Raw genomic sequence first — 16832 nt, forward strand, 5'->3', positions numbered from 1 at the left:
CTTAAAGTTCAACTTTATCTTTTAATATAACTCCTTGTTGTTTTGCAACATAGGCAGTTGTGAAATCTGTAACCCATCCTCTGAAAAAGTTAGTAATAATACCAACTATGAAATAAAATAATGCCAATTCAGCTACTGGCAGACCTAATGTTGTTATTCCAGCTGCAACTCCTAAGAATACGAATAGTTCTCCTGGATTGACGTGAGGGAAAAGCCCATTATGAGTGTGACAGGAAAAAGATGCTGAAGCATAGTAGCTTGGCTTATATTTTTCCGGCAGGAATCTGCCTAAAGATAATGTCATTGGATTTGCGAAGAAGAAAGTACCAACAACTGGTAATACAAAATATCTTGTAAAAGGATTCTTCCCTGATTTTTTCGCTAATTTCTCTACTCGCTTAGTACCTACTAACTTAACGATGGCATTCATGGCAACTAATAAACAGATTAATAATGGCACAATCCCAGTTACTAAATCTATAAACACTTCTCCACCCTGCTCAAACATACCCATAAAGCCGGATGCTAAATCTGTTAAAAAGTTCACTTTTGTTCCTCCTCTTGCCCTTATTTTTTAAATATTGATATCATTTTTTCGAATAAAGTTTTCTTTGGCTTTAATTCACCTCCTTTAGAAATAATGTCATAACTGGCTACCGCATCTTGAATGGCTGCAGCGGTTAATCGGTGAAACTGATTTAAGTCTTCTTGTTTCAATTTCAGTAAATGCTTATTTTCTAAGCCTTTCATCGGTTTTACACGAGCTAACACAGTAAGCCCTTCCATTTTTCTGGCATCGATTATTTCATTTTTACTATTAATCGCCAGCATAACTACTGTACCGGCAGTTAACATCCCTTTTCTTCTTCCAATCGCCACTCTGCCTTTTGCTCTCATTTCAATATAATTTTGGTTGAAGTTTTTTATTTGGAAAAAACCAAATACACTTTGCACCAGCCATGCCAGTGCCATTAAACCACCTAGTAACAAAATGACTTCCATACTCGACACCCTTTTCTCTTTCCTAAGTAATCCAAAAGACATACAGAAATGCAGGATTAGTTATTAACCTTTTTCATAATGTTTCATAAAGTCATCATAATCAGTACACTTTATTAAATTACTCAATAATGCCTTGTCGTTTGCTGTTCGAATGATCTCATCATATATCTTCACTAATAAATGTTCTGTATTTATCGATTCCTGCTCTGGTACACCTAATAGAAAAACGAGTTTTACTTTTTTGTTATCTGCCGTGACTGCCTTAGGAAAGACTCCGATAGCGAGCTCTATTTTACTCGACAACGTGTTATGGGTATGCGGGAAAGCGATATAATTATCGAAAACCAACGACCCTTTTTTCTCACGTTCAATTAATCTTTTATGGAAACCGCTGTCAAAAGTCCCTTTGTCAATTAATGACTCGACCATGTCATAAATATTTTCTTTATAACTTTTCTCACTGTTTAAAACAAAAAACTTATCCTTATCTACTAATTTTTTAATAAATGACGAATGAAGATCGTTATTAGTGAACGGAAGGTGATGTACATACATTACTTCTTCTATTTTTTTTGCAACACTGTGCTCATCAAAAATTTCATTGATCATAACAATTGGAGTTTCTGTTTTTACTCCTAATTTAACAGTAGAAAAGATAATGTCATACTCACTTAACAGCTCTTTTGAAATATCCACATCAGAATATAAATCTATTTCAGTATTTTGCTTCAATACTCTTTCAAGTTGCATAGATACTAATCTGGATGTTCCTCTTCCAGTACCGCAAACCACCGCTGCTTTGTTAATCTTTTTTACTTCGCTCTCACTTTTAGCGATAAAAATCCCAAAATAAAATGCGATATAACCGAGTTCATCATCCGTAACTTTAACTTTATATTCTCTTTCAATAACGTCACCAGCCAGTTCCGCCAATTTAAAAGCAAGTGGATATTTCTCTTTAACTTCAGCTAATAATGGATTTTTCAGACGCAAACCATAAAGAAGCCGATTCAGCATAAAGGTTAGATGATATTGCAAATCTTCAAAAATTGTTTCGTTCTCCAGAATCACTTGTTTATTGAAACCTAATTGCTCAACAATGTTATTTAACAATCGAGTTACATCTTCCGGGATAGTAATGTCAGCCATTGTACGATTATTTGTAGGTGTTCGCCGACCAGCAATTGGTATTGTTATAAACAAGATTTCATACTCTGGTATTTTAATCGGCAGCTTCGCCTCAATTATTTCTACAATATTTTTAGCGATTTTGTAATCATTCGTATCTATTAATTCTTTATGCTTTTCACTTAGCTCAACGAGTGGGTGATCTTTAAGCATACGGTCCAGCATCACATTAACAAATTGCAGTAATGCTGATTGCGTTGTTGATTCTAAATCATACTCATTGGAGATCCTCACAATTTCGTTTTTCACATCTTCGTCTAATGCAAAATCTTCGAACAAAAAGTCGTATATATTATCTAAAATGAAGAAACGTAAATTGATTTCATTACCATCCAGAAAAATTCCATGGCTTTGTTTTCCTACAATCGACAGGTTATATGCTTCCAGAGATACCTTTGCTTTCTTCAATTCGTTGACTAGCGTACTCCTGCCAATATTCATTTCGTGAGCAAGTTCATCCATTGTTACCAGGTTTTCTTTATTCAGTAAGCGGTCAAAAATATATGCGATTCTTCCTTTCGGTGAATCAGAAGACTTGCTCTCTGCTTCCATGTTCTCGATCAAACTTGCAAACTTTTGTTCATCTTCAACTTTTAAATAAAAACCTTTACCTTTTTCATTGACAAACACTGCTATGCCGTTTAATTCACTATTTAACTGCTTTATATCATTACGAATAGATCTCGTGCTGACACCTAATGTCGAGGCTAGGTAATCAATTGAAGTATGTGGTTTTTTTCTTGCTATATTAATTATCTGGACGATTCGATCGTCTAATGAATAGTTAATCACATTACCACCCTCTAACAAAACCTGACTTATCGCCAAGTTCTTATAACGAATACTTTCCTGGCGTTTTACAAGCATTCTATAATGTATAAAAAGTAAAACACGTGACTCATCATACATATAAAGCAAATTAATGTAAAGGTTAGGTACTAGTGCATCATTTGCCTCGTTTATTTTACCGTGATACGTAAATTTCCTGATGATTTAACCTCTTGATTTACCACCGGATATATTCAAAGTCGTTCCAGTAATATAGCTTGAGCGATCTGATGATAAGTACGCTACTAAGTCACCAACTTCATTTAGTTGTCCTTCTCTGCCAAGTGGAATTGACTTGCTGTAGTCTGTAGTTAATCCTTCCACTGTAACACCTCTTGTATACGCCAAAGCTTCATTGTAACTCTCTGTTCTTAAACCAGTTTCTTCTAAAATTCCAGGAGCGATACCGACAACACGAATATTATGTTTACCAAGCTCTTTTGCCCATGCACGGGTAAATGATATTACTGCGCCTTTTGTTGCTGAGTAACAACTTTGCCCTGCAGAACCTTCTTGTCCAGCTTCAGAGGAAACATTAATGATAACCCCTTTATCCTGTTTTAACATTTGCTTCGCTGCAGCCTGGGCAAACAAATAAGGTCCTTTTTGATTAATCGCAACCATAAAGTCAAAGTCTTTTTCACTCAATTCATATTCTGGTCGTTCACCTTTGTCATCAACTAATAGTCTTGGTAAGTTTACTCCGGCGTTATTAACGAGAATATCAACAGACCCGAATAATTCTACAGTTTTTTCTACCGTCTCATCAACATTCTTCTTACTAGTTACATCACATTTTAAAGCGTATGTCCCGTCCTCTTGTTCACCATCTTCTACACTTAAATCTGCTACAACGACCGTTGCACCATTATTTTGCAGTTCTTTAACGATACTTAAACCAATCCCGGATGCTCCACCCGTGACGATTGCTACTTTGTTTTCCAGACCTAACCATGAAGTATTCATTTCGCTTTCCCTGCCTTTTTTGTAATCACTTTCATAAGATAGTTATAGTATAAAAGTAGTAAGCGGATACATTAATACACCCTTTTGCAATTGAAATTGCAAAAGGGTGTATTAATCATAATATGTAATGATTTAGCGGATTTAAGTTACTCAACTTTATCAGCTGCTGTTCTGATTTCTTAAGCTTTCTCAATTCACTACTAGACATTGAATAGGACTTTTAGCTGCCCTTCTTATTCAGGAAATACAAAAAAGAGCTTTCCAGTAAGTCAGGCTTCTGAAAAACTCCTTTGTGTTTATATAGCCAATATTAAAATACATTATTTAATGTGATTAAAGTATGTTGAAATTCTGGCAGAGGCAATGCTTATACAAACAACGGTACGATTTCAAAACCTGTGTCCGTAATTCGCACTAACCCTTTGTCAGATAGACGAATTTCGGGTATAACGACAAGAGATAACAAGGATAACGTCATAAAGGCATAATTCATCGTGCATCCGGCATCTTGCAGAGCTTTACTGATTGCTTTAGAACCTGCTGCCACTTCTTCAAATGGAGCTTCCGAGATTAAGCCGGCAATCGGCAATGGGAGTTCTGTCACTTCCTCTTTCGTAACGATTACAATCCCGCCTTGCATACTAATAATTCGATTAGCTGCTTGTGCCATTAAATCATCATCATTTCCGATCACCATTAAGTTATGGCTATCATGCCCTACCGTTGTAGCCATTGCTGCTGGCTTTGTGAAACCAACGCCTGATAATAACCCTTGCCCAATGTTTCCATTTCTACCGTGGCGCTCGAACACTGCCATTTTAGACAGGGCATCCTCCAGCTGGACGTGGCCATTCTGACACTTCACTGAAACATGTTTTTCCAAGCTGCCTACATGGTTTTCCCTTACTTCAATCACTCTGGCCTCGGCTGTACCCGTGTCCACTGGCCCCTTTATGACAAAATCTTCTGGAACAATATTACGGTCTATATGCACTGATTCAACTGCTGACTTGGGGTACTCAAACTTTGGTAACTCTACTTTCATCGCACCATCCGCTGCAACTACTTCCCCAGCTGCAATAGTCATCCCAACTTTCATATCAACTAACGGCCCATCCAAAATGACAATATCCGCAAACCGGCCTGGTGCAATCATACCGATATCATTGGAGAGCCCGAACCGTTCCGCTGTATTAATCGTTGCCATCTGAATCGCAACAACTGGAGGAACCCCTTGTGATATAGCATGGCGGATGACAAAATCCATGTGGCCTTCATCCACTAACGATTCAGGACTGCGATCATCTGTTACCAACATCATTCTTCTCGTATCAAGTTTTAACTCTGTATAAGCTTTAATCGTTTCTGCCACATCATGCCAGGCAGAACCTCTGCGCATCTTTACATATTGTCCTAATCGCAGCCGGTTCACTACATCTTCCACACTCGTTACCTCATGATCTCCACTCACCCCAGCAGCCACATATGCAGAGAGCTTAGCGTCATCATCCGCTGGCCACGTATAGTGTCCATCGACGATCCGTTTAGCTTTCAAAGTCTCTTCTATTTCACCTAGCATCTTCTCGTCCCCATAGACAACACCTGGAAAATTCATTACTTCACCTAATGCAACGACATCTTCTCCCAAGGTAAATGCTTCTGCTACTTCTTTTGCTCCAATGGAAGCACCATTCGTTTCAAATTCATCACTCGTGGAAGGCACAGAGGATGCAATTTGCATATAGGCTGCCATTGGTGTTGTACGGGCCTCTTCCAGCATCAGTTTTAATCCATCAATCCCTAACACATTGATGATTTCATGGGGATCAAAAAATCCACCGGTTGTTCCCTTTGGCAGCACAGCTCTGGCAAATTGTACTGGAGTTATTTGACTGCTCTCAATATGGCAATGACCATCCAGAAAACCTGGAGTTACATATCGGCCTGCTGCATCAATGACTCTTGTTTTTCCACCAATGGTGTGACCTGCATCTTTCCCAACATAAGCAATTCTCGCACCCTGAACAGCAATGTCTACATTAGGAAGGATTTCACCTGTTGTCACATTTACTAACTTTGCTCGCTGAATAACGAGTGTTGCATGTTGATCACCACGCGCCGTGGCATTCAACTCTCGTAAGGTTTCATATTGCGGTGTACGTTTATAAGCCATTTTTTACTTCCTTCCTTCTATGGATAGAATAATTATAGTACCCACTAACCATGTGTCTTTCATATCATCTGCGAAAAAACTCGAAGCGCACGCTTTACTATGTAAAAAGCATGTACTTCGAGCTTTATAGTTCGATATTATAAAACATCCGTCTGAATGTTATCCGTACTAGCTTTCCATAGTCAGTTTATTTACGGTAAACTGGTAGAAACTTGCAGGCCATATCCCCGCGATTATATGAAAAACATGATTTAGTTTGTAATTAGTATATCATCCAAACATTGTATTTCAACAATTTGTTTCCAGTGATGTGTTTTCGTATCCAGTTTACTTTCTTCAGCAAGATTAAATACACAAACCTTTTCTGATTCTACCTTACTCATTATTCTCTTTCTCATTATAATATGATTTCAATGCCTTATAAATATAGTCAGCTATGTTTTCAGGAAAATAAATAGTAAATTCATGATTGTACTTTGCTAAAAAATGATCATCCTCCACAAGTCTTAAAAAGTTTCTAATCGCAGGGAATAGGTTATCCATTTTATCTAGAATTTCCTGTACTTTTTTTCTGCTTGCAGAATCATCATAATGAATAGCATTTCTGATCGCTCGAATTAATTGCCAGATTTCTCTATCCATCTGCTCCTTGTATTCAGGATCATTAAGCAGCTTTATTTCTTTCAGGATCTCCTTGTCATTTATAAAATGTTCTTCCCATATTTGGATTTGTGATTTTTCCCGCCTGAATAAATCAAGCATAATAAAAGCAAATTCATTTAATTCTTCCTCAGAAATACCTTCTATATTGTACAGCCTCTCCATTCTCGTAATTACTTCTAACTTATCATTTAATTCCGCTTGTTTTTTTTCAATTAATTGCTTTTGTACCAGCAATAAATCTCTATTTTTTAACTTTTCATTAGTCAACTGTTCTTTTATTTCTTTTAAGGATAAACCAAAATGTTTCAAAATCATTATTTGCTGAAAAAGTTCCCAGTCTAAACGTGTATATACTTTTCGGCCGTTTTTATTATATTTTTTTGGGGTTAGTAACTCAATTTTATCGTAGTATCGTAATGTTCTTACTGTCGAACCTGTTAATTTTGCAAATTGACCAATTGTCATTTCCATGTAAACACCACCTTACTAAATTATAAACTGTTACGCAGGGTCACAATCAATACACTTTAATAATAAAAGTTTGCTTACGACATTACGTCACAATTTATGATTGGTTCTATAAATAAGTTTGAGAGGAAGATTATCTATGGAACAACAATCATTATTTCGAAATCGCCCTTTTATATTTCTATTTATCGGTGGGTTTTTGGCAATTATTGGTTTCAGCATGTTTTTCATGACCACATCCTGGTTTGTCATTTCTGATTTAGGTTCTGCCCGTTCATTGGGCATTATTCTTATTGCCATTACTGTGCCACGTATTCTCATGATGGCATTTGGTGGAGTTCTCGCCGATAAATTCAAGAAGACGACAATAATGTTCAGTACGAGTTCAATCCAGGGAGTTCTGCTAGTTATCATATTTTTATTGCACCATGCAGATCAATTAACATTTGCATACTTGATCATTTTGGGATTTTTTTTCGGAACATTAGATGCCTTTTCCGGACCAGCCGGGACATCATTAATTCCGAAAATAGTACAGAAGAATCAAATAAAACAAGCAAATGCCGTTATTCAGGGACTGGGTCAAATTGGTTTTGTTATTGGACCTGTTATCTCTGGAAGTGTCATGGAATACGGTGGTGTAACAACTAGTTATTTAGTCTCGGCCATTTTTGTTCTATTGTCTGCCTTTTTTATGTTTCCACCATTCTTAAAAGAAGGTCCTGTAGTGAATACAATAAAGCAAACACCATTTAAAGATCTCAAAGAAGGTTTTTTCTATGTAAAAACAAGTAAATTTTTGATTACAGGGATCCTTATTTTAATTACGTTAAACTTTTTTGCCTTCGGAGCGATATCCATTGCAATCCCTATTTTAGTAGAAACGTATGGAGGGTCACCCATTAATCTTAGTTACATTGAAGCTGCTTTAGGGGTTGGGATGCTAATAAGTACAGCAGTAATCGGTATGATCAAAATACGCCGCAGGGGATTAACATCAATTGCAGGCTTAATTGCAACATTAATCGTGGCTATAGCTTTTAGTCAAATTCCTAATTTGTATGTTTTAACAGCGTTAGCGTTCTTAATTGGATTTACCATGACATTTGTAGCCATCCCATTTTTCACTTCAGCACAAGAAGATACTGACCCCCGCATTATGGGAAGGGTCATGAGTATTGTCTTTTTAGCAATGAACGGTTTTGATCCGCTCGCCTATGGAAGTGTAACTTTACTCGTTTCCAGAGGATATGATATTCAATTAGTCATTCTGTCCTTTTCTATTGTTGGATTAATTATTGCTCTTGCCATTTTATGGAGAGGGAAGACGTTTAGAGATTACAAGTCTAACTACTAATATACCTTCAGGAAAGTTTTTTTGGATTTATGGCTTTAAGGACAATCGAATTAGTTGATGCATCAGGGGATTCCGCTTCCGGAAATGAGGTGACGTTTAAACAAACCGTAAGTTTTTGGGTGTGAAAAATTAGAAGAAGTATTATAACGATTTTCCCAGTTTGGTCTGCCTATCCATTTTCCCGAAAACACCCTGTTATCCGGCCACCTTATGCCACCTGAAATTGTGGATCCAAATGACTATAAAGTAACAGATTGGCCGTCTACTCCTGAATGTGAAGAACGCAAGGCAAAAGAATCAGAGGAAATGTAAATCATACTATTTGAACATCCTTTAGTAGAAGCCATCTCCTCCTGGCAATTCAGTGACGATGGAGCCTGGATTAATGCGCCTTCCGATTCATCCGAAAAGATTATAGTCCGAAACCGTCATACGAAGTATTAAAGAAACTGATCAAAGAAGATTGGTATACAAACGTGACACACAAGACAGATGACAACGGAAAGGTCACTTTTGAAGGATTCCTAGGTGATTACGAACTTATCTGTGGAGATAAAAAAGAAAGCTTCCGACTGGATAATGATGCTGAGACTGTGCGGTTGGTGATCTAAAATTAGATAAGATAAGATAAGCAAAAAATAGGAAGTGCTAAGACGCCGGTGTTGTTTATTAAATAGGAGGAGTTTATCAGATATAAAGATTTACAATTTAACAATGAGGACTTCGCACCTGATGAATGGATATTATTCCATGCTGGTGTAATAACAGACATCCCTAAATATGTAAGGTCCCTGCATGTACGAGGTGTTTTAGTGAAAGCTAAAAATGTGAAATATGGATGTTAAAGTCGGACCGATTTCTACACCGCCATTCCAGGCCAATGCTTGAAAGAAGCTGAATTTTCTATAGTTGGACAATGCGGGAAATACTTAACCCTTTACCTGTCACCAGAAATTATGGAGGACTAAGAGGCTTTATACTAATCAAACAAAGTAAGCACACCGAGCGACTTTCCAATGCTTATTGTGCTTACTTTTTATTTTCTCTGTTTTCTTCCAATTCTCAAGTGTTCGTCGCTCTAACAGCACCTAAACTTACGAATATAAAGTAGTTAATATTATAAATATTTATCTAATTCAAACCGGTATAAACCGCTTATTCTCTTTTTATACTCTTTGAATTCCTCATTAGTTTGAATGTTGTTTTTATCATCAAAAGTAATATTAGCTAATTGATCATCCTTTTGGAGTTGATTAATTAAATTTAAAGATAATCCAGTTTTTATAAACTCAATTTTTTTTAGGTCTTTTGTTCCGTAAATAGCTAAGTAATATGAATCCTCTGTAATTAAATTATAATCAAACAAAGCGATAATTAACTTATTAAGTTTGTGATCAACGAAATTATCCTCCAACTTTAACTTTACAATTGCCAGGTTAATAATCTCGACATCAGTTTTCTTTGATAAATCAACATAAACTCTTTTGGGGCTTATATAACGATTATTCTCATTTACTACCTCACCATAAGATTCACCCATAAAAAATAAACTGTTATTAGATTTAGCTCTTCTCTTAAAGTATGTATAGGTGGATTCGATATTTTCTTTTAATGATTTTTTACGGCTATTTAGTATATGCATTTTATAAAAGTTTCTTGACTCAATATATTTTAAACGATAAAATTCATAATCTGTAACATAATCTTCTAAACCGTAAATAAAAATACAGTAAATTTTATCTATTAAGTCCATGTTTGACCAATTTTTTATAAATTCTCTAAAACCACCTTTTAATCTTTCTAAGATTTTTTCTAACACAAATTCATCTAACTTATATATAGGTTCTATGCCTGAATTAATTAAGTATCTTCTAAGTTTACTTAATTCATCTTGCTCTTCATTAAAAACAAAATCTTCATTTTCTTTTATGTTTATTAATTTTTCTTTGAGGTTTTGGCTTCCTCTAACCTTTTCAATATCAAATGTATTCAATACTGGGTTTTTAATTTCATCTTTAAATATATTACTTCTAAGAGTTGTTATTTGATTTTCCATTTTACTGTTCGTTCGATTATAAGTCTCATGGTTAACAAAATGTATACGAGGCAGTAATTTTTCAAGACGATTTTCATTTTTGGAACCGAATATATTATTTAATCTATTCACTCTTCCAATTAAATTCGTAAGTTTCTTTTCTTTTAACTCATATGTATTAAGAATAAAAAGAGTATCTATAGGCAAATTTATCCCTTCTAAAATTACACTATTAGCCACAACAAATTTTAAATCACTAATTTTCTTGAATTTAAATTCTAAATATTCTTTTAATATATCCGGTAGTTTTCCATGCAGATACATTACACCTTTTAATAGTAAATCAATCATAAAGAAGTCTTTATGCACAAACCTTTTAAGTTCATCAAGCAGTTCTTCTAAATCGTCTGTTTTCTTTATTAACTTTAGTTCATCTGCAAACTCATTAGCAAACATTTCAATTTTTTTGGGAGAACGTATATATATAAAGTTTTTTTTCCTTTTCTCTGCAATAATATATGATAAGCTATCGGAAGAAGACTTTAGATAAAAGAATTCGTTAACAAATCTGTTATATTGATATACTTCACCGTTCAATCTATATTCATAAATTTCAGGTTCCTTAAGATTATGTGTGATTCTTTGCTCACTGATTTCTTGCAAATCATCAAATTTTAAATTATTACTATCAGTAATTAAAGGTGATAGGTAAACCACTTTCTGTTGAGGATTTATTACTCTATTTTTTCGAATTAGTCTAGAAAGCATTATATTTCGCGGATCATTATCAAAAATGTTATGTGCTTCATCAATATACAAAATGTCAAATGCGGTATCATGTTTATCCAATAATCTTAAAGCTCTTTCTTGTGTTAATACAGCAATAAATTCTTCGTCTTGTTGATACATTTCATCATGTATTAACATTCTTTTTTTGAGATTAGCTTCCCTAATTAATTTATACGTTTGAGTCAACAGTGATTTAGTTGGAACAATTATTCCAACCCTTTTATTGATATTACTTAAAAGATGCTCAATTATTAAAGAACTTTTACCAAACGAAGTTGGAGCAACATAACTCATTTCTTGATTACTATTATTTATTAAATTAAGTCTAGCCTTATTTTGCTCATATGTTTCAATATATCCATTATTTATGTAACTATCTAGCTTTAATTCGATTAGGCTATCATTTAATTTAACCTCGTCTAATAAATTATGATTAATTATCTCTTTAGCTATTGGATAAAAACCAAAGTTAAGAGCAAAATCAAATAATGGAGAATAATCTTGATATTGTATAGAATATTTTAATATAATATAATACCCAAACTCTAAATAACTTGTATATCTACGATCTTGCTCATAATGCTGAATAAACATAATTGCACAACTAAGAATATAACTTTTCTCATTATTTTCTAGCGATTCCCCTTTAGTTATTTTTTTTAATATACTATTGAATACATCAATTTTGTTTATACTAGTTAGCTTCCTTTTTTCTTTTTCGTCCATTTCAGCACCTCACAAATCATATAAAAAATCCATAAATAAGTCTATTGATTTTTTAGTAACACAAATTACTATTATCTCTTTGAATTTAAATTCGGAAATGCTTTTAATTAGTTTTGATCTTAAATCTTCATAATCATAATTTTCCCAATCACCCTCTAAGTAAATAGTAGAAGCAGGAATAATATGAAAATCATTTATAGAAGCAAATTTTTTATTAGTGAAATTATCTGATAACTTTTTAATGTTATCTCTAATATTTTTCTCAGTACCTACATCTATTTGAGAAGCATGATTATAAGCATTTTTCCACGGGTTATTTTTTACCTCCCCATTAAATTTATCGACTAAATCATCATAGGCCTTGGTAATTTTATTATGATGACTACTATTCTTGCTGTCTTTACTCCCCGATTTACTCTCCATTATCCATTCAACTTCTTCAAACGAATAATAACCATCGAAGCCTTTTTTTATTGAGTTTTCTTCTAAATTAAAGAACATACATTCCTGTTTAAATCCTAAATTTTTTAAATATAAATGTACAAAGAATTCAGCAATTGCACCCATTTTTGTACCGATTGCTTTACTCTCTAAAAATTCAAGTGCTCTTTTTTTCACTGTCTCTACATTACTTCCACTTGCACCTTCGCAAATATTAACAAAATGTTCATTAATAAAATCGATAAGTTCAAGACTATATTCTTTCACATCTACTACATGTATTTCAAAATAATTATCTATAACCTTCTTTGAATGGAATAGAATGGACTTTTCACTCATCTTTAATTCACACCTTAAATTATAGGACTTTATTATTGATTACAAACTAATATGTTTTATAACCCTTTCTTAATTAATTTCTACATAATTGATAATTTTTCCTTTTTAGAAAGAAAATTCATGTAATTTATTACTATTTACGGGCCTAAATGTGTAACTAATCTTCCTGAAAATAAATTTAATATTTTTTAGTAGTTTAATCGTATATAGTTATTTTCGTTTCACAGTAGGTAATATTAACTTTTAACTATATATTTCCCAGGATATTACTTGCATTGTTAATGCCCAGTGCTGTACTGAAGAAGAATGAAACATTAACACTGCACACAAGATGAGTGGTGGTTAATGGGGACCGATGGGTGGCAGGGTTAGAAGCTGTCCAGAGCGGTACGAGGATGAAGTACCCATTGCTGTCCTGAAAATTCAGAAAAATACAGCATTAATAAACGTTTACTATATTTTCAGGTTATTAGTTGAACGGAATCGACAAAGTACCTTTTAACCCGACGATTTTATGTGAAATTAAACGTCCTGGACAGCTGAAATTTACCTTGTCTTAAAGAAATATAAAAGGATAGAAAACACAAAAATTAAATAAATGAAGAGGTAGCCCAAACCTCTTCACCATAAATAATATAGAGTTCTCTTCTAAAAGTGTTGTGAAATAACTAGCTGATCTTTTAAATTATACGATATTTCTTGTGTAGATTTGGCCAAAATAGGTGCACTAGGAAAATCATCCTCAGAAAAATTTATCGTTGGATAATAATGATTCAAAATAAATCTTATAAATGTGTTAAAACATATGGGCTTAATGGTATTCATCCTTGACTTTGGATGTTGAGTATGAATATGTGCTTTAGGATGATTGGGTGTATCATTGCTTAAATCAAAGTCAACTCTTATTGGGGATCTCATTCTCAAATTTTCTCGATCTTCAATATACAGTTTAACAATTTCAAAAGGAGAAAATTCTCCGTCGTCTTCAAAATCAACGTAAACTGGGCACGGCCACCAAAGTAAATTTTGAGAAATTAATTTATTATGTTCAAATGTAAACGAAAATCGTATTATGGAGTAATCATTCATTAGTATATGATAAGCTCCATGCTCTAATAGAGTAAGGTATTGAGAAATCTTTAAAAAAGCATTACTACTTACCTCTCTTCCACCTTTATGGTTAAACCATGATAATATTGTTTTATCCATTCCTTGATCATAATCCACTTTAACTGGATTATAGAATTTTATTAATTTTAGATTTAGTAGAACCTCGAGAGAATTTTCAATTTGTTCTTTTATAGATAAGACGTTTTTATTCACTGTCTTCCTCAATGTCTTTTCTAGACTTTAATGTATTTATCAATGCTTCAAGTTCAGGAACTGTACTAGGATCTACTATACCTTTTTCAACTAACTCAATAATTTCAGAAAGGTTAAGCGCAGCTTGGTTAATTATTTTCTTCTCTTCTTCTGACCTATCTCCATGAATCAACTGCATTCGTTCTAACTCCTCAAGAGTCGGTATTTTAAATACTAATTTATAATCGCGATGAATACATTTATTAACTTCGCTTTCAATAATTTTCATATTATTTCCTACTCCACAAATCTTTACCCAAGCTCTCGAACGTGTTATGGCTGTAAAAAGAGTATTTCTTAATTTAATCATTTCGGTCCCAGTTGCACAGTGTTCAGAGTTAACAATATATACTTTTGGAGCTTCGTTACCTTTTGCACGAAAAATATTAGCGCAAGTCACGATATCATCTACTCTAAATGTGTCTCTATCTGTGGTAACACCTGCTAGAAGTGACTCTATGTTTTTAGCTAAGAGATATTTTCTAAAATCCATATACTCACTTCTCGAATAATATGCATCGGGAAAAATAACGAGAATATCATCATAATCTAACTCTTCATTCTGAATATCATTTTCGATTTGTTGTGCAACCCAATAGTATTGTTCCTGAACGTTGCTAAAAGATTTAACTTCTATTGCTTCAGAGGCCCCTACTAGTTCATCAAAATAACTCGGTGACGATTCATCTTTTCTTTTTAACGACACTTCTTTCCCATATTCCAACAATCCAGAAACTTTTCTATATCCAATATCATCCCATAACTTTAAATCTTTAAAAAGTTGCACTAAGCCACCAGTCCGATAAATACCAAATCCTAAAGCATGAGCAAGAGTTAAAGTCCATCTGGAATTTCTATAACATATTGGTAAGACAATATCTTGTTGTGCACTATTTTCTGCACTATCTAAAGTTACTAACGGCGCACCTTGTTTATCTACACCAAATAATTCCTTTACTTCAGGCATACCATCATTTGTTAAGTTTTGCAATTCATCATAGGCAAACACAATTCTTTTTGGGTCTTTTGTAATTCTATAACAAATTTTAAAGAAGCTTTTTGGCATATCCTGAGCCTCATCTATCAGGACTGCATCATAATATGGAGTATATGTGTCATTCATACTCTGAAGCAACTCATTACAAATACCTTCAAAAGAACCCTCTCTACCGTATTTAGTTTTTGCTGCATTAAAGGTGACAGGCACCATATTTAATGTCCTAGATGTTACGGAATAAACCCCCTCCTCATTTGCTGTCCCCCAGGCATGTAATATATGTAATTTTTTAAAATTGGGTTCATGTCCTAAATATTCAAAAGAGAAGTTTCTTATCATATTGCGAAATTGTTGTCCAAGTGCACGAGTATAAAATGTAACAGCAATTTCCCATTCTGGATGCTGCGCGTGAAGATATGCTGCTTTTAAAGCTAAAACTACTGTTTTACCAGACCCAGCTAAACCTCTTACTCGTTGAGGGCCTTCCGGAACTTCAAAAGCAGCTTTCTTTTGCCATTGATCAAGATTTGCGATTTCTTTCTCAATTATTTTAATTTTATGACCTAATGAATTCTCCTTAGTAACATTTTCTCTCTCTTTCTTAGGCTTCATTGTGGAAACTTTTTGTAATGCTTCTTGTAATCTTGCATATAGGTTAGAGTCAAAACCATCTAAACGATCAATTACGTCTTTAATGTTAGTTGAATCTGCAAATAAATACTCATTTCCGTCTCTAGAGCTCGGAATTTCTGTTGCATCTTTTAATGGAAAGAATGTAATTACGTTAGGCTCGAATGCAAGCCTTCTACCTCTCCTTAGAGAATTATATTGCATTAATGTACTTTCTAATTGGAAAAACATCTGATCATATTGATCATATACTTCTTCTTTATCATGCGTTGCAAAAATAAAAGCAATTAATCCAAACTGTTCAGAAACTAACATAGCATCTACAGTAATAACTTTTGAATCAGCAGCTTTTAGTAAATACCCTAAGAAAAGTGTTCCATTTATATTACTTTCATTTAAATCTTCTATTAACAAGTCCGTAGCCTGTCTATTGCGTACAATACCTCTGACTATATCTAACTCCATACAATAAGCTCCTTCCATTGGATAAAATTTAAGTACTACTTTTCTTTTAACTCATTCAATTTTAATTATATCTAAATTTTTATTGGTGAGGTATTTTATTTTATGGTTATAATAACATAAATAAATCTATTGATAGCCATATCTGTTTTGCCATGAAATCCCAAACCAATACTTCCTGTTTCAGTTTACAGTGTTAAAAAGGGATAAAAAAAGATCCATAACATGTTCTTATAAAACCTTAATCCACCCGAATATTTCATCCAAATTAATACTGAATTTGCAATCACCGTATATTCAAAGAACCGGATAATAGCAGTGAGTTGAATTATACGCTTTACTGTAACCAAACCTCCATTTCTCCCTAAAAAGCCCCCACTAAAATTCAGACATTTTCAATCATTAA

At 33.8% G+C, this 16832-nt stretch carries 13 protein-coding genes and 1 riboswitch; of the genes, 2 read left to right on the plus strand and 11 right to left on the minus strand.

All coding sequences use genetic code 11. The features are described 5' to 3' along the window. Position 1 precedes the first annotated feature (1 nt). The 7 genes from srlA to BK582_RS17700 form a co-directional block, all read right to left on the minus strand. Positions 2-547, minus strand: coding sequence for a PTS glucitol/sorbitol transporter subunit IIC (gene srlA / locus BK582_RS17675; RefSeq protein WP_078596310.1), 546 nt, complete (start codon positions 545-547; stop codon positions 2-4). A 20-nt stretch (positions 548-567) separates the two neighbouring features. Further along, positions 568-1002 (minus strand): transcriptional regulator GutM, encoded by a 435-nt coding sequence (locus tag BK582_RS17680; protein WP_078596311.1) that lies wholly within the window; start codon positions 1000-1002, stop codon positions 568-570. A gap of 63 nt (positions 1003-1065) precedes the next feature. Then, positions 1066-3099, minus strand: a complete 2034-nt coding sequence (locus tag BK582_RS17685; protein ID WP_244895421.1) for a BglG family transcription antiterminator — start codon at positions 3097-3099, stop codon at positions 1066-1068. An 84-nt stretch (positions 3100-3183) separates the two neighbouring features. Further along, on the minus strand, positions 3184-3984 hold the full coding sequence (locus BK582_RS17690) for an SDR family oxidoreductase (RefSeq protein WP_078596313.1): 801 nt from the start codon (positions 3982-3984) through the stop codon (positions 3184-3186). Between the two features lie 367 nt (positions 3985-4351). Beyond that, positions 4352-6157: an adenine deaminase gene (gene ade, locus BK582_RS17695; protein ID WP_078596314.1), complete on the minus strand. Its 1806-nt coding sequence runs from the start codon at positions 6155-6157 to the stop codon at positions 4352-4354. A gap of 159 nt (positions 6158-6316) precedes the next feature. Further along, positions 6317-6418: riboswitch (purine riboswitch) on the minus strand. Further along, positions 6409-6540, minus strand: coding sequence for a hypothetical protein (locus BK582_RS28125; protein ID WP_276328214.1), 132 nt, complete (start codon positions 6538-6540; stop codon positions 6409-6411). It overlaps the preceding riboswitch by 10 nt. Next, positions 6533-7291, minus strand: a complete 759-nt coding sequence (locus BK582_RS17700; RefSeq protein ID WP_078596315.1) for a MerR family transcriptional regulator — start codon at positions 7289-7291, stop codon at positions 6533-6535. Before BK582_RS17700 ends, BK582_RS28125 begins: the two co-directional genes overlap by 8 nt. Positions 7292-7427: 136 nt before the next feature. Here BK582_RS17700 and BK582_RS17705 point away from each other — a divergent pair, with 136 nt between their 5' ends. Further along, a complete protein-coding gene (locus tag BK582_RS17705; protein WP_078596316.1) occupies positions 7428-8645 on the plus strand; it encodes an MFS transporter in 1218 nt (405 codons plus the stop codon). A 476-nt stretch (positions 8646-9121) separates the two neighbouring features. Next, on the plus strand, positions 9122-9256 hold the full coding sequence (locus BK582_RS28130) for a hypothetical protein (RefSeq protein ID WP_276328215.1): 135 nt from the start codon (positions 9122-9124) through the stop codon (positions 9254-9256). A gap of 506 nt (positions 9257-9762) precedes the next feature. Here the strand turns inward: BK582_RS28130 and BK582_RS17710 are convergent. From BK582_RS17710 to BK582_RS17725, 4 genes are all read right to left on the minus strand, one after another. Beyond that, positions 9763-12195 carry a DEAD/DEAH box helicase gene (locus BK582_RS17710; RefSeq protein WP_078596317.1) on the minus strand — a complete coding sequence of 811 codons (2433 nt, stop codon included), beginning with the start codon at positions 12193-12195 and terminating at the stop codon, positions 9763-9765. Between the two features lie 9 nt (positions 12196-12204). Continuing rightward, positions 12205-12975, minus strand: a complete 771-nt coding sequence (locus BK582_RS17715) for a hypothetical protein (protein WP_078596318.1) — start codon at positions 12973-12975, stop codon at positions 12205-12207. Between the two features lie 648 nt (positions 12976-13623). Continuing rightward, positions 13624-14298: a DUF2290 domain-containing protein gene (locus BK582_RS17720; protein WP_078596319.1), complete on the minus strand. Its 675-nt coding sequence runs from the start codon at positions 14296-14298 to the stop codon at positions 13624-13626. Continuing rightward, entirely contained in the window at positions 14291-16429 is a 2139-nt protein-coding gene (locus tag BK582_RS17725) for a DEAD/DEAH box helicase (RefSeq protein WP_078596320.1), read from the minus strand. Before BK582_RS17725 ends, BK582_RS17720 begins: the two co-directional genes overlap by 8 nt. Positions 16430-16832: the final 403 nt, after the last annotated feature.

This window comes from Evansella clarkii, assembly GCF_002019695.1.
Lineage (GTDB): Bacteria > Bacillota > Bacilli > Bacillales > Salisediminibacteriaceae > Evansella > Evansella clarkii.